Origin of the sequence: Rosenbergiella sp. YN46, assembly GCF_036620675.1 — a bacterium.
In the GTDB taxonomy this organism is placed as follows: Bacteria; Pseudomonadota; Gammaproteobacteria; order Enterobacterales; family Enterobacteriaceae; genus Jejubacter.
In genome coordinates this window covers 24172-37801 of the sequence record NZ_JAZHEE010000006.1, presented here as the reverse complement: position 1 = coordinate 37801, position 13630 = coordinate 24172, and the positions used below count along the sequence as shown (strand labels likewise).

The following is a 13630-nucleotide window of genomic DNA, read 5'->3' as shown; positions in this document are numbered from 1 at the left end:
ATCCTCTTAAAACAGCGGCGTTAGCAACAGGTCGATAAGCTTGATGCCGATAAAGGGGGCGATCAGCCCGCCCAGCCCGTAGAGCCACAGATTGCGGCGCAGCATGGCCGCGGCGCTCAGCGGTCGGTAACTCACGCCCTTCAGCGCCAACGGGATCAGGAAGATGATGATCAAGGCATTGAAGATAACCGCGCTCAGGATAGCCGAAGCGGGGGAGTGCAGTTGCATGACGTTCAGGGCATTCAACTGGGGGTAAGTGACGGTAAAGGCCGCCGGGATAATGGCGAAATATTTCGCGACATCGTTGGCGATACTGAAGGTGGTCAGGGAGCCCCGGGTCATCAGCATCTGTTTACCGATGTGCACCACTTCAATAAGTTTGGTGGGGTTGGAGTCGAGATCCACCATATTGCCGGCCTCTTTGGCCGCCTGGGTACCGGAATTCATCGCCACGGCCACATCGGCCTGGGCCAGCGCGGGGGCGTCGTTTGTGCCATCGCCGGTCATGGCCACCAGTCGGCCCTCGGCCTGATACTGGCGAATCAGCGCCAGTTTCGCTTCCGGCGTGGCTTCGGCCAGGAAGTCATCGACGCCAGCCTCGGCGGCGATCGCGGCGGCGGTCAGGCTGTTATCGCCGGTGATCATCACGGTTTTGATGCCCATCTGCCGCAGCCGGGCGAAGCGCTCTTTAATCCCGCCCTTGACGATATCTTTCAGAGCGATCACACCCAGCACCTGGTTGCCTTCGGCGACCAGCAGCGGCGTGCTGCCCAGACGCGCTACCTGTTCTACCAGGCTGTCCACCGCAGCAGGGAACTGGCCGCCGTTGGCTTCGATATGGCGGCGAATGGCGTCCACCGATCCTTTACGGATCAGTCGATCGTGCAGGTTGATGCCGCTCATGCGGGTACTGGCGGTAAAGGGCACAAAGGTGGCCTGCAGGCTTTGCAGGTCGCGCTCGCGCAGGTTGAAGCGCTGTTTAGCCAGCACCACGATGCTGCGACCTTCCGGCGTTTCGTCCGCCAGCGAGGCTAACTGGGCGGCATCCGCCAGGACCCGTTCTTCCACGCCCGGCGCGGGCAGAAACTCGCTGGCCTGGCGATTGCCCAGGGTGATGGTGCCGGTTTTATCCAGCAGCAGAACATCGACATCCCCGGCGGCCTCAACCGCGCGGCCGCTGGTGGCAATGACGTTGGCGCCCAGCATCCGGCTCATACCTGCCACCCCAATGGCCGACAGCAGACCGCCTATCGTGGTGGGGATCAGGCACACCAGCAGCGCCACCAACACAGTAACGCTGACCGCGGTGCCGCCATAGAGCGAGAATGGCCACAGGGTGGCGGTCGCCAGCAGGAAGATAATAGTCAGGGCTACCAGCAGGATGGTGAGCGCGATTTCGTTGGGGGTTTTACGGCGCTGGGCGCCTTCCACCATGGCTATCATCCGATCGAGAAAGGTTTCGCCGGGGTTCACGCTACACTGAATCACCAGCCAGTCAGACAGTATGCGGGTACCACCGGTGACTGAGGCGAAATCGCCGCCGGACTCGCGGATAACCGGCGCCGATTCGCCGGTTATTGCGCTTTCGTCCACCGAGGCGCCGCCGGCGATCGCTTCGCCGTCGCAGGGGATGATATCGCCTGCTTCCACCAGAACCACGTCACCTTTACGCAGATCGGCGGAAGGCACCCGATCGATGGCGGCATCGCGCCGGGGGGCCTGGAGCCGTTTGGCGAAGGCGGTTTTCTTTACCCCACGCAGGGCGCTGGCCTGGGCCTTGCTGCGACCTTCCGCCAGCGCTTCCGCAAAGTTTGCGAACAGAACGGTAAACCACAGCCACAGGCTGATAGCGCCGGTAAACAGCGCGTCGCCGGGCAGGCGACCAGTTGCCATTGCTACCGCCAGCAGGGTAGTCAGTAGGCTGCCCACCCAGACCACAAACATGACCGGGTTGCGCCACTGCCGGGACGGATTCAGTTTTACCAGGGCCTCTTTGATGGCCTGGCGGGTCAGCGCCGGTTCCAGCAGCGCCAGTTGTTTACGACTCATCGCAGTTTCTCCAGTCAGTCGTGCAGTAGAGCAAGATGTTCAGCTACCGGCCCAAGGGCGAGGGCGGGAATAAAGGTCAGCGCCCCCACCAGCAGAACCGTACCGATAAGCAGGCCGGTAAACAGGGGGCCGTGAGTGGGGAGCGTTCCCGGTGATGCTGGCTGTGCCGGTTTGCGCGCCAGCGAGCCGGCAATCGCCAGTACCGGCGCGATAACCGCAAAACGGCCCAGCAGCATGCAGAACGCCAGCAGCAGGTTCCAGAACGGGCTATTGGCGCTCAGACCGGCGAAGGCGCTGCCATTGTTGTTTGAGGCCGACGACAGCGCGTAGAGGACTTCGCTAAAGCCGTGAGGGCCGGGGTTCATCATGGCGCTGCGGCCTGCCTCGCTCATCATGGCCAGAGCGCTGCCGACCAGCACCAGCGCCGGGGTCACCAGAATCGCCAGCGCGGTCATTTTCATCTCCGGAACGTCGATTTTTTTGCCCAGATATTCCGGTGTACGGCCGATCATCAGTCCGGCGATAAATACCGCCAGCAGCACGAACAGCAACATGCCGTACAGGCCAGAACCGACGCCGCCGAATACCACTTCGCCAATCTGCATCAGCCACATGGGGATCATGCCGCCCAGCGCGGTAAAGGAGTCGTGCATGGCATTGACCGCGCCGCAGGAGGCGGCGGTGGTAACGGTTGCGAACAGGCTGCTGGCCAGAACGCCGAAGCGGCTCTCTTTCCCTTCCATATTCAGGCTACTGTCGGCGCCCAGCGTGAGCAGATGCGGGTTGCCCCGTACTTCGCTCCACATCACCAGGGCGGCGCACAGGATGAAGATAAGCGTCATCGCCCACAGCAGGGTGCGCCCCTGGCGGCGATCGTTACACTGCTCGCCAAAGGCGAAGCAGAGCGCGGCCGGTATCAGGAAAATGGCCAGCATCTGGATGGCGTTGGTCAGCGCCGTCGGGTTTTCAAACGGATGGGACGAGTTGGCATTAAAGAAACCGCCGCCGTTGGTGCCCAGCATCTTAATGGCTTCCTGTGAGGCGACGGGGCCCATCGGCAGCAACTGCTTCAGACCTTCCAGCGTAGTAATAGGCTGCGGCGCGGAAAAGTTCTGCGGAACCCCCTGTTGAATAAAGACCAGCGCGACGATCAGCGCGATGGGCAACAGCACCCATAGCGTGACGCGCACCAGGTCGCGCCAGGCATTGCCGAGCGCGCTGGCGTTGCGTCGGGTCAGGCCACGGATAAGCGCAAAAGCTACTGCAATGCCGGTGGCGGCGGACAGAAAGTTCTGCACCGCCAGGCCCGCCATCTGGCTAAAGGCGCTCAGGCTGGTTTCCCCCGCATAGGCCTGCCAGTTGGTATTGGTGACAAAGCTGACGGCGGTATTCAGCGCCAGATCCCAGGACAGGCCGGGGAGATGCTGCGGATTCAGCGGCAGGGCGCCCTGGCCGAGCAAAATGGCGAGCAATAATCCCAGACCGAGTCCGTTAAACAGTAGCAGTGCGAGCAGGTAATGGCGCCAGTCCATCTCCTGTCCGCTATCGCCCAGCAACCGCCAGATGGGGCGTTCCAGCGTTCCCAGTACCGGCAGGGGTTTCCCGTCGATTATCCGGGCCAGCACCAGGCCTAATGGTCGCGCCAGAGCGAACAGCACTACCAGAAAGCCGGCGATCAATAATACTCCGGAGGCCGCCATCAGAATGCCTCCGCGTTAATCAGGGCGTAAAACAGGTAGCCCAGCAGGAATATGACCAGCACCACGCCGGCAATAACACCCAGACTCATTTTCCACCTCCCGTGGCTCTTTATGGTGTGTCATGAGGGTAGGTTTTGCGCCGCAAAGAAGGTGCAAAAATTGGGGCGGGGAGTATAAAAAAAGTATAAAAATGGAAAACCTTAAAGTTACTAATGATTAGTATTAATGTAACTGTTTTGTAACTAAATTACCGTTTCTGGCGCTGAGACTGATAAAAACAGCGATTATCTGGTCGGATGAGTGGTAAATTTTCATCCGGCGCGGTATTATTTTCACCAGTTACCACTTTGTCTTTACGGGCGCTTCGTCCGGTCGTTAATTTGAGGAGGGAAAATGGTGCTGTATAAACGTTATCCCGTATGGAAAATCCTGCTGCGGCGCACCCTGGCGGTGGCGGTCGGGCTGCTGGCGCTGCCGCTCATGCTGTGGTGGAAAGATCGCGCTCGTTTTTACAGCTGGCTGCATCGCTACTGGTCGAAGACCAGCGACAAGCCAGTATGGATGGAGCAGGCGGAACTGGCCGCTCACGATTTTTATTGAGTAGATAAAGCCGGCGCTGCGATGAAGACGCCGGTTTTTTTATTGTCTGATTCAACGCCCCGGTCGGTTTCCCGTGATTAGCTTAATCGTCGCGGCAAAGGCAGGTCGCGCCAGGGGCGGCCCGTTGCCTTGTGCAATGCGCTGGCCAGCGCCGGCGCAACAACGGCGGTAGCGATTTCCCCGCACCCCTGAGGCGGGCGATCGCTTTCCAGAATCACCACCTCGACCTCCGGCATTTCATGCAGTTGCAGCAGGCCATAATCATCAAAATTGCTTTCGACCACGCCGCCCTGTTCAAAGTGAAGGTGGCTGTACCAGGCGCCGGTGAGCGCGAAGCCGATGCCCCCTTCAATATTGCAGCGAATCAGATTGGGATTGATGACCTTACCGCAGTCGATACCGCATATCGCTCGTGTGACCTGGTAGTCGCTACCATTAACCGCGATTTCCAGCGCCAGCGCGACATAGCTGACGAAGGCTTCGTCGCGCGCTACCCAGATATTGACCGCCAGACCGCGATAGTGGTTTTCCGGTAACGGCGCCGACCAGTTGGCTTTATTCGCCGTCGCTTCCAGCACCCGCTGCATCTCCGGCGCATCGCGCAGCAGATGGTAGCGATACTGATATTCATCGATGCCTGCTTTATAGCTCAGTTCACTGATAAAGCTTTCCAGGCAAAACAGACTGGCGACGCTACCGACGCCGCGCAAAAAGCTCAGTGAAATGGGTTGCGGCACCAGGGTGTTTTCCACCCGCAGTTCGGGGATCGCGTAGCGGGTGTTGTACAGGCACTCCACCATGGTTTCATCCCAGCCGCCAAGCTCTTCCACTCTGTGCTGATGCAACTGGGCGAACAGGCCGTGTCCTACGCAATGAGCGCGCAGCGCCTGGGGGTAGCCGTCTGGCTTCAGGACGGCCTGATAGTGGGCCAGCTCGCCGGGGCGATAGTAACCGTGACGGATATCGATGTCCCGTGGGTAAACAACCTTTACCGGTTTGCCGGTCGCCTGCGACGCCGTTGCCGCATGCATGACGGCATCGGGCAGATACTTGCGCCCGTAACTACCGCCGAGATAGGTATTATTCAGCGTCACATCTTCCGGCTTCAGGCCGAACATCTTCGCCAGTACGATACGCGTCAGATCCTGCCCCTGGAACGGCCCCCATACCGTAATACGGTTCGCCTCCACCAGGCAGGTGCCGTTGCAGGGCTCCAGGGTGGCATGGGTGACGTATTCGGTCTGGTAGCGCGCCTCGTGGTAGCGTTCGCTCTCTTTGGCGGCGGCAATAGCGCCAGGCGCATCGCCGCGGTCGGTGGCGATAATGGGTTGATTACGCGCCAGCGCCTGTCGGTTGTCTTCATTCAGCGTCTGGCTGGAAAAATTGTCGTTTTCACCATAAATCCATTCCACATCCAGTCTGTCGGCGGCTTTTTTCGCCTGCCAGAAGCTTTTTGCCACCACCAGCACGGTATTGGGGGAAAAATCCGCATCCCGTTTCACCATATTCATGGTTGACCAGTGGCGGCTGCGAACCAGATCCACCACGCCAGGCATAGCGCGAATTTCTGCTTCGTTGCGCAGGGCGCCAAGCCTGCCGTTAAGCGAAGGCCCCATCCAGGGAACCGCCGTTAGCATGTCCTCAAGCGTGATATCGATACCGAATATCGCCGAACCGTCCACTTTCTCCGGCGTGTCTACCCGGGGAAGGGGACGGCCGATCATGCCGGTCTGGTGCTCTTCGCCGCGGCTTTTCAAACGGGGATGAGGATTGAGTGCCAGTTCCCGGATCCGAGGGATCAACTGTCCGTATGTGATGGTTCTGTTATGGATTCTGTCCACCACCGTACCTTTGTGAGTGCGAAGCGTGTCGGCCCCGACCTGCCAGTGGCGTGCGGCGGCGCGGATAAACAGATCCCGGGCCTGAGCGCCCGCCAGTCGGGTGCGCTCATGGAACTGGGTCATTGACGTCGATGCGGCGACAAACTGCTGGGGGAATGGTTCGCCGCCGGAAGACTGACGGTAGGCGTCACGACCGGTGACGAAACGAACGCTGACCCGTTCCCAGTCGGCATCCATTTCGGCGGCGACCACGCTGGCAAGCCCGGTATAGATACCCTGGCCGACTTCGCACTGTGAAACGCCGATAATTACCCGGTTATCGGGGCCAATCCAGATCCAGTCGTTGACTTCGTTAAGCTCCGGCGGCCTGGTGGCCTGAGAGACCACAGCGGCGCGGGCGCCGTTGCCAATGGGTAGCAGCAATGACAGGGCACCGGCGGCGCCGGATTTCAGCAGTTCGCGTCGGGTAAGGGCCATCTTATACCTCCGGTTCCTGGGTCAGGCGCTTCAGCGCTGCGCGGATGCGATGATAGGTGGCGCAGCGACACAGATTGCTAATCTGGCGGATGATCTGCTGCTCGGTTGGGCGTGGTTTCTGCGCCAGGGCGGCGCTAACGGCCATAATCATGCCGGACTGACAGTAGCCGCATTGGGGGACGTCCTCATCTATCCAGGCTTGCTGCACCGGATGGCGACGCGCTGCGCCCAGACCTTCGATGGTGACGACATGGCAGCCCTCCACCAGGCGAAGCGGATAGCAGCACGAACGCACCGCTTCGCCGTCCACGTGTACCGTGCAGGCGCCGCAGGCGCCGATACCGCAGCCGAATTTGCTGCCGGTGAGCTGGAAGTGCTCCCGAATCACCCACAGCAGCGGCGTATCCGCTTCGCCATCGAAGCGGACGGCTTTTCCGTTCAGAATAAATTTCATGCGGGCCTCACTTATCAGCCTGAATCCGACGCGTTCTGCGCCGCCATACGGCGCCGAGCAGAATAGCGAGCAGTGCAATGCCGCCCGCGGCAATCCAGGGAAGCGCGCGCAGCAATAGCGGTTTCTCTCCGCCCGCTCGCTGTTGGGCGACAAAGGCGGCGCTGACCGGCCGCGTCTGCTCCCCCTGACCGAAACGCATTTGGACGTAATGGGTTAAATCGGCGATCTGCTGGTCATTCAGCTTGTGGCCGAACGCAGGCATTACGCGCTCTGTCTGGCCGCTCTGGCGTCGGGTACCTTCCAGAATGGTCATGACCAGATTATCAGGACGGCTGGCGCCGACGGTGGCGTTGTGGCGCAGCGCCGGGAAACGGCCCTCCATCGCGCCTGCGCCATCGCTGCGATGACAGGTGGCGCAGGCGCTCATCCACAGCGTTTCTCCGGCGCGGTCGCCTGCGTTGGCTGGCGCTTTATCGCTCCCGGAATAGCGCCATGCGGCCTGCTTATCCTGAGGGTCGCGACGTGCCGGGATCAGACGCAGGTAGCTCACCATCGCTTGCAGATCGTCGTCATTAAGCCAGCGCAGGCTGTAGCTGACGGCTTCGGCCATTCCTCCGGAGGCGCTCCCTTTCCCAGGCGCGTGGCCGTGGCGCAGATAATTCATCAGTTCGTCGTCGCGCCAGGCGCCGATGCCGCTGACCGGATCGGCGGTAATATTGGGGGCGTACCAGCCTGCGATGCTGGCGCCGGAAAAGCGATGGTCGCTGACCTCGCCCTGTAGCAGGTCGCGCGCTGAATGGCAGGCGGAACAGTGACCCAGTACTTCGACCAGGTAATAGCCGCGCTTTTGCGCCGGGGTGACAAGGGGAGCGACGGGGTCGGGCGTTTTCAGGTAACGCTGGTTCCACAACCACATCACGCCGCGCCAGCTAAAAGGGAAAGCGAGCCGCGTTTCGGGCGTTGATTGCTCCACCGGGGCGACGCCGTAGCGGAAGTAGATCCACAACGCATGAAGGTCTTCTGCCGATAGCCCGCTATAGGCGCTGTATGGCATGGCAGGCCAGAGCAGGGCGCCATCCCGGCGCCGGCCTTCGGTGAGCGCCCGACGGAATTCAGCTTCGCTCCATGCACCAATGCCGTGGTGAATGGCTGGTGTGATATTGGTCGAGAAGATGGCGCCCATCGGCGTTGCTATCGCCAGTCCGCCGCTATAAGGGGTGGCGCCGGGTTCGCTGCCCCGGTGGCATCCGCCGCAGTCGGCGGCTTTGGCCAGATATTCGCCACGTACCAGCGCGCGCTTGTCCTGCGGGGAAAGCCCGGCCTGGGCAGGAAGGGCGACGATAAACAGGAACAGACAGGTCAGCAGATTAGCTTTGTTTCTCATCGCTGGTCTCCGGGGAACGGAACTCTTCTGGTACTGCCTGGCCGTAGATAAGCGTCAGCGCGTTGCCTTTGATAGCGCTCAGCACTCGGTAGAAGGTGGCCAGATCCTCAGCCGGGATCTCCGCCAGAAGCTGCTGACGCACCCGCTCGACTTCGCTGTCGATTTGAGCCAGCACCGTGCGACCATCCGATGTCAGGCATACGCCTTTTTCCCGACGATCTTTGCCGTCGCTGCTGCGCACGATGAGCTGGTTCTGTTCCAGAAACTTCAGCGCCCGGGAAATAGTGGACACTTCGCTGTTCAGATGGCCAACGATGGCCTTCAGGTTACAGCCGTCGCCCAGCTCTTCGATGGCGCTGAGCGCCAGCCAGTGAGGGCGGTTAATGTGGGTAAAGGGTAGCGCGCGCTCGATGGCAGTACGCCAAAGGCGGGTAGTGACATCCAGATGAATGCCCAGGGGGAAGGCTCTTGCCTGCTGCTTTGCCATGGTCGCCTCGCATCTGTCAGTAATTTGTTTGCACATGCAAACAAACTTACGACGGTCAGGCAAGATAAAAGTTGCGACTTTGTGAATGTAATGGCACAAACAGGTTAAAGTTAGCGCCAGTAGCTGACTGACTTACACTTAGCGGGTATTCGCTGCGGGGAGTTCGGATGGATGAGGCAATGTTAATCGGCGTGGATGACCAGGCTTATAGCGTTCGGGCGCATGGGCTGCGTTTTATTTATCTGAGCGCCGACCAGATTGAGCAACAGGTAGAGACGCTGTGTGGTTTTATCAGTGCCAGCCCGGCCTCGGTGGTGAGGCTTCAGAGGCGGTTTCCCTGGCTTCCTGTGACGACCCGGGCGGCGCCAGGTGAGCACTTTTGCCGTCGTCTGCTGGCGCTATTCGAACTCAATCAGTTGCGTGCGGCAGGACTCCGGAGCGGCACGCTGACCGCGTTTCACCGCCGCTACAAACTGTTATTGCTGGCCCATTCTCAGCCGCTGTATCGCGAAATCGGTCCGCTGGTGGCTGGATTCAGCCACCAGGACTGTCCGCAGACATTCTTCAGCGAATATCGGCTGCGGCTGATGGCGCTACTGGCCCGACCCGCCAGTCGGACCAATCACACCAATGCGTTGATGCATATGCAGGGCTACTTCAGAGGAAAGCTGGACGCGGCGCGGCGCGCGGTGCTGACGCAACAGATCCTGGACTACCGGGAAGGGCGCCGATCGCTTGATGAACCACTGGCGCTTATTCGTCAGTATCTGACGCTTTCTCCCGATGATTATCTGGCGCAACAGCGCTATTTATTACCTTTGCCGCCAGGGCTGGCGCAGTTGAGCGCAGGGCGGCCATGACGTTACGGGTAGTCTGGTTTCGCTGCGATCTGCGTATTCACGATCATCCGGCGCTGAAAGCGGCCTGCCGGGATGATGGCGTGCAGGTCATCGCGATTTATCTTGCGACGCCGGAGCAGTGGCAGCGTCACGATATGGCGCCCCGCCAGGCCTGGTTTATTCGTCGGCATGTCGCGGCGTTGGGGCGTTCGCTGGCGGAGCTTGGTATTGCGCTTCAGGTTGCCGTAGTGCCCGATTTTACCGCCAGCGTTGCCTGGATTGCGCAGTTCTGCCAGCGGCATCGGGTGACGGAACTGTTTTACCACTATCAGTACGAACTGAATGAACGACGACGCGATGCGGCGCTGGAGAAAGCGCTGGATGGAAAGGTGGTCTGTCAGGGGTTTGATGACGGCGTATTACTGGCGCCGGGCAGCGTCACTACCGGGAGCGGCACTCCGTATCAGGTCTTTACCCCCTTTAGCAGGACAGTTATTCGTCGCCTGAGTCAGGCATTGCCCGAATGCGTAGCTCCGCCATCGGCCCGCGGCGCGCCGCTGAAGGCGCCAGACATCCCTGATTTTGGCTATCCTGAACGGGTCGTGGCGCAGGCGGATTTTCCCGTCGGCGAGGCAGCGGCACAGGAGCGTCTGGCGGTTTTCTGCCGCCAGAGTGTCGCCGATTATGACGCACGGCGCGATTTTCCGTCACTGCCCGGCACCAGTCGGCTTTCACCATGGCTGACCGTCGGGGCGCTGTCGCCGCGCCAGTGTCTGGCGCAATTGCTTGAAAACCATCCCGACGCACTGGCAGGGGGCGCGGGCGCCGCCTGGCTGAAGGAGCTGATCTGGCGCGATTTCTATCGCCAGGTGATGGTCGCTCATCCGGAAATATGCCGTTACCAGCCGCTTATCCCCTGGACGGCGGATATCGACTGGCGCGAGGATCCAAAGGGATTCCGGGCCTGGTGTGAAGGAAATACCGGTTTTCCGATAGTGGATGCCGCTATGCGCCAGCTTAATGCTACGGGCTGGATGCATAACCGTTTGCGGATGATTGTGGCCAGCTTTCTGACAAAGGATCTGCGTATCGACTGGCGCCAGGGAGAACGCTATTTTATGTCTCAGTTGATCGATGGCGATCTGGCCTCTAATAATGGTGGATGGCAGTGGGCGGCATCCACGGGGAGTGACGCTCAGCCCTGGTTTCGTATTTTTAATCCCACGACCCAGGGGCGTAAGTTTGACGGCGACGGCGCTTTTATTCGCCGCTGGCTGCCGGCGCTTCATGAAGTGCCGGCAGGCGCGTTGCATTCCCCCTGGGAATGGGCTGATAAGCAAGATATGGTACTGGATTATCCGCGACCGCTGGTCGATCATAAGCAGGCGCGCGAGGCGACCCTCGTTGCGTATCAGGCAGCCCGCAACAAGGAGTCATCACGATGAAAAATTTTGAACTGGAAACGTTGATTAATGAGAAGCTGAACAGCGCTGCCTTCAGCGACTATGCGCCGAATGGCCTGCAGGTTGAAGGGCGCGACGAAGTGAAAAAGGTCATCACCGGCGTTACCGCCAGCCAGGCGCTGCTGGATGAGGCGGTGCGCCAGCAGGCGGACGCGGTGATCGTGCACCACGGATACTTCTGGAAGAACGAAGATTCGGTGATTCGCGGTATGAAACGTAACCGGCTGAAAACCCTACTGGCTAACGACATTAACCTTTATGGCTGGCATCTGCCGCTGGATGCCCATCCTGAACTGGGCAACAACGTACAGCTCGCGACGCTGCTGGGCATTGAGGTGAAAGGCGAGATAGCGCCGTTGCTGCCATGGGGTGAGCTGAATATGACCGTTCCAGGGCTGGAGCTGGCCTCCTGGCTGGAAGCCCGTCTGGGCCGCAAACCGCTGTGGTGCGGCGATACCGGGCCGGAAACCGTTCAGCGCGTCGCCTGGTGTACTGGCGGCGGTCAGGGATTTATCGATGCGGCGGCCCGATTTGGGGTGGATGCGTTTATTACCGGCGAGGTTTCCGAACAGACCATCCATTCCGCCCGCGAACAGGGGCTGCATTTCTATGCGGCTGGCCATCACGCCACCGAACGCGGCGGCGTACGGGCGCTGGGCGAGTGGCTGTCGGCCAATACCGATCTCGACGTGACCTTTGTCGATATTCCTAACCCTGCCTGAGTCATCTGAGAGAGGGAAATGTGCAACGAGCGCGCTGTTATCTGTTAGGGGAGAGCGCGGCGGTTCTGGAACTGGAGCCGCCGCTCTCCCTGGAGAGTCAAAAGCGGATCTGGGGGCTGGCGCAGCGTCTGACGGCGTTGCCGGAGGTCGTGGAAGCCATCCCCGGCATGAATAACATCACCGTTATTCTGCGTTCCCCCCAGACAATGGCGCTGGACGCGCTTGAGCGTTTACAGCGCTGGTGGGAAGAGAGCGAAGCGCTGGAGCCCACGCCGAATCGGATCGAGATCCCGGTTATCTACGGTGGCGAGGCCGGGCCGGATCTGCCCTGGGTCGCCAGCCAGGCCGGACTGACCGAGTCCCAGACTGTGGAGCTACATGCTTCAGTGGATTATGTGGTTTGGTTCCTGGGCTTTCAGCCCGGCTTTCCTTATCTGGGCGGCCTGTCAGAGGCGCTGGCAGTACCGCGCCGCGCCGAGCCGCGGCTGGAGGTTCCGGCGGGGTCGGTGGGTATTGGCGGCGGCCATACCGGCGTCTATCCGCTGGCAACGCCGGGAGGCTGGCAACTGATTGGCCGGACGTCGCTTCGGCTGTTCGATCCCGATCGCGAATCCCCCGCGCTGCTTAGCCCCGGTGATTATGTACGCTTTGTGCCACAGAAGGAGGGCGTGTGCTAAAGATACTTCGTGCCGGGATGCAGACCACGGTGCAGGACACCGGGCGCTTCGGCTACCGGCTGGCCGGCGTGAGTCGCAGCGGAGCGCTGGATGCGCCGTCATTGATAATCGCTAACGCGCTGGTGGGCAATGCGCGCGAGGCGGCGGGGCTGGAGATAACGCTCGGTAACTGCGCGATTGAGTTTCGCGGCGCCGGCTGGTTTGCACTAACCGGCGCCGACTGCGACGCCGTGCTGGATGGGCATCCGGTCTGGACCGGCTGGCGATTGCCATACCATAACGGTCAGCGGCTGGAGCTAAAATTGCCGCGTCACGGTATGCGCAGCTATCTGGCGGTGGCTGGCGGGCTGAAAGTCCCCGAAGTGATGGGCTCGCGCAGTACCGATCTGAAAGCTGCTTTCGGCGGTTTTAAGGGGCGCCAGTTGGCGGATGGCGATGCGATTGCCATCGGTGACGCCCGCCATCAGTTTCATGCCTGCGCGGGGGTAAAACAGCTGCTGTGGGGCAATCGCATTCGGGCTCTGCCGGGGCCGGAGTATCACGAATTCAGTGAACAATCCCGGGACGATTTCTGGCGTTTGCCCTGGCGTCTGAGCCCTCAGAGCAACCGTATGGGGTATCGCCTTCAGGGGCAGGTGCTGGCGCGCCCGGAACAGCGGGAACTGCTATCGCACGGATTGCTACCCGGCGTGATTCAGGTGCCGCATAATGGGCAGCCGATCGTATTGATGAACGACGCCCAGACCACGGGTGGTTATCCGCGTATCGCTACGATTATTGACGCGGATCTGTACCATCTGGCGCAGATCCGTCTGGGGGAGCCTATCCATTTTGTACAGTGCACGCTGGAAGAGGCGCTAAAAGCGCGTCACGATCAGCAGCTTTATCTGGAGCAACTCGCATGGCGCCTGCAGCAGGAGGCAGACGCGCAGTAGCG

General features: G+C 60.6%; 13 protein-coding genes. 6 read left to right on the top strand and 7 right to left on the bottom strand.

All coding sequences use genetic code 11. The features are described 5' to 3' along the window. Positions 1 to 6: 6 nt before the first annotated feature. From kdpB to kdpF, 3 genes are read right to left on the bottom strand one after another with little or no spacing between them, the layout of a single operon-like run. The gene (gene kdpB, locus V3W49_RS07235; RefSeq protein ID WP_500144631.1) at positions 7 to 2049 is read right to left on the bottom strand and encodes a potassium-transporting ATPase subunit KdpB; all 2043 of its coding nucleotides are present in this window, start codon (positions 2047 to 2049) and stop codon (positions 7 to 9) included. Positions 2050 to 2063: 14 nt separating this feature from the next. Next, positions 2064 to 3749: a potassium-transporting ATPase subunit KdpA gene (gene kdpA / locus V3W49_RS07230; RefSeq protein WP_500144630.1), complete on the bottom strand. Its 1686-nt coding sequence runs from the start codon at positions 3747 to 3749 to the stop codon at positions 2064 to 2066. Then, entirely contained in the window at positions 3749 to 3838 is a 90-nt protein-coding gene (kdpF, locus tag V3W49_RS07225) for a K(+)-transporting ATPase subunit F (protein ID WP_500144629.1), read from the bottom strand. The genes kdpA and kdpF overlap by 1 nt, the downstream gene beginning before the upstream one ends. A gap of 304 nt (positions 3839 to 4142) precedes the next feature. Between kdpF and V3W49_RS07220 the strand changes: the two genes are divergently transcribed. Further along, complete coding sequence (locus V3W49_RS07220) at positions 4143 to 4349, top strand: YbfA family protein (protein ID WP_500144627.1); 207 nt, start codon at positions 4143 to 4145, stop codon at positions 4347 to 4349. A gap of 77 nt (positions 4350 to 4426) precedes the next feature. On the opposite strand, the gene V3W49_RS07215 is transcribed toward V3W49_RS07220, so the two are convergent. From V3W49_RS07215 to V3W49_RS07200, 4 genes are read right to left on the bottom strand one after another with little or no spacing between them, the layout of a single operon-like run. Continuing rightward, positions 4427 to 6667, bottom strand: a complete 2241-nt coding sequence (locus tag V3W49_RS07215; protein ID WP_500144626.1) for a xanthine dehydrogenase family protein molybdopterin-binding subunit — start codon at positions 6665 to 6667, stop codon at positions 4427 to 4429. A gap of 1 nt (position 6668) precedes the next feature. Then, the gene (locus tag V3W49_RS07210) at positions 6669 to 7121 is read right to left on the bottom strand and encodes a (2Fe-2S)-binding protein (protein ID WP_500144625.1); all 453 of its coding nucleotides are present in this window, start codon (positions 7119 to 7121) and stop codon (positions 6669 to 6671) included. A 7-nt stretch (positions 7122 to 7128) separates the two neighbouring features. Then, positions 7129 to 8505, bottom strand: a complete 1377-nt coding sequence (locus V3W49_RS07205; protein WP_500144623.1) for a c-type cytochrome — start codon at positions 8503 to 8505, stop codon at positions 7129 to 7131. Next, positions 8489 to 8992, bottom strand: a complete 504-nt coding sequence (locus tag V3W49_RS07200; protein WP_500144622.1) for a MarR family winged helix-turn-helix transcriptional regulator — start codon at positions 8990 to 8992, stop codon at positions 8489 to 8491. Before V3W49_RS07200 ends, V3W49_RS07205 begins: the two co-directional genes overlap by 17 nt. Before the next feature lie 167 nt (positions 8993 to 9159). Here V3W49_RS07200 and V3W49_RS07195 point away from each other — a divergent pair, with 167 nt between their 5' ends. The 5 genes from V3W49_RS07195 to pxpC are packed head-to-tail and all read left to right on the top strand — an operon-like array spanning position 9160 to position 13628. Continuing rightward, positions 9160 to 9852, top strand: coding sequence for a YbgA family protein (locus tag V3W49_RS07195; protein WP_500144621.1), 693 nt, complete (start codon positions 9160 to 9162; stop codon positions 9850 to 9852). Then, positions 9849 to 11276: a deoxyribodipyrimidine photo-lyase gene (phrB, locus tag V3W49_RS07190; protein WP_500144620.1), complete on the top strand. Its 1428-nt coding sequence runs from the start codon at positions 9849 to 9851 to the stop codon at positions 11274 to 11276. Before V3W49_RS07195 ends, phrB begins: the two co-directional genes overlap by 4 nt. Continuing rightward, positions 11273 to 12016, top strand: coding sequence for a type 2 GTP cyclohydrolase I (locus V3W49_RS07185; RefSeq protein WP_500144619.1), 744 nt, complete (start codon positions 11273 to 11275; stop codon positions 12014 to 12016). Before phrB ends, V3W49_RS07185 begins: the two co-directional genes overlap by 4 nt. A gap of 20 nt (positions 12017 to 12036) precedes the next feature. Further along, complete coding sequence (pxpB, locus tag V3W49_RS07180; RefSeq protein ID WP_500144617.1) at positions 12037 to 12693, top strand: 5-oxoprolinase subunit PxpB; 657 nt, start codon at positions 12037 to 12039, stop codon at positions 12691 to 12693. Beyond that, positions 12687 to 13628: a 5-oxoprolinase subunit PxpC gene (gene pxpC / locus V3W49_RS07175; RefSeq protein WP_500144616.1), complete on the top strand. Its 942-nt coding sequence runs from the start codon at positions 12687 to 12689 to the stop codon at positions 13626 to 13628. Before pxpB ends, pxpC begins: the two co-directional genes overlap by 7 nt. Positions 13629 to 13630 lie beyond the last annotated feature (2 nt).

What these genes read in the sequence shown, in the direction of transcription:
- kdpB (WP_500144631.1), bottom strand. Translation starts at nt 2,049, where the DNA reads ATGAGTCGTAAACAACTGGCGCTGCTGGAACCGGCGCTGACCCGCCAG.
- kdpA (WP_500144630.1), bottom strand. Translation starts at nt 3,749, where the DNA reads ATGGCGGCCTCCGGAGTATTATTGATCGCCGGCTTTCTGGTAGTGCTG.
- kdpF (WP_500144629.1), bottom strand. Translation starts at nt 3,838, where the DNA reads ATGAGTCTGGGTGTTATTGCCGGCGTGGTGCTGGTCATATTCCTGCTG.
- V3W49_RS07220 (WP_500144627.1), top strand. Translation starts at nt 4,143, where the DNA reads ATGGTGCTGTATAAACGTTATCCCGTATGGAAAATCCTGCTGCGGCGC.
- V3W49_RS07215 (WP_500144626.1), bottom strand. Translation starts at nt 6,667, where the DNA reads ATGGCCCTTACCCGACGCGAACTGCTGAAATCCGGCGCCGCCGGTGCC.
- V3W49_RS07210 (WP_500144625.1), bottom strand. Translation starts at nt 7,121, where the DNA reads ATGAAATTTATTCTGAACGGAAAAGCCGTCCGCTTCGATGGCGAAGCG.
- V3W49_RS07205 (WP_500144623.1), bottom strand. Translation starts at nt 8,505, where the DNA reads ATGAGAAACAAAGCTAATCTGCTGACCTGTCTGTTCCTGTTTATCGTC.
- V3W49_RS07200 (WP_500144622.1), bottom strand. Translation starts at nt 8,992, where the DNA reads ATGGCAAAGCAGCAGGCAAGAGCCTTCCCCCTGGGCATTCATCTGGAT.
- V3W49_RS07195 (WP_500144621.1), top strand. Translation starts at nt 9,160, where the DNA reads ATGGATGAGGCAATGTTAATCGGCGTGGATGACCAGGCTTATAGCGTT.
- phrB (WP_500144620.1), top strand. Translation starts at nt 9,849, where the DNA reads ATGACGTTACGGGTAGTCTGGTTTCGCTGCGATCTGCGTATTCACGAT.
- V3W49_RS07185 (WP_500144619.1), top strand. Translation starts at nt 11,273, where the DNA reads ATGAAAAATTTTGAACTGGAAACGTTGATTAATGAGAAGCTGAACAGC.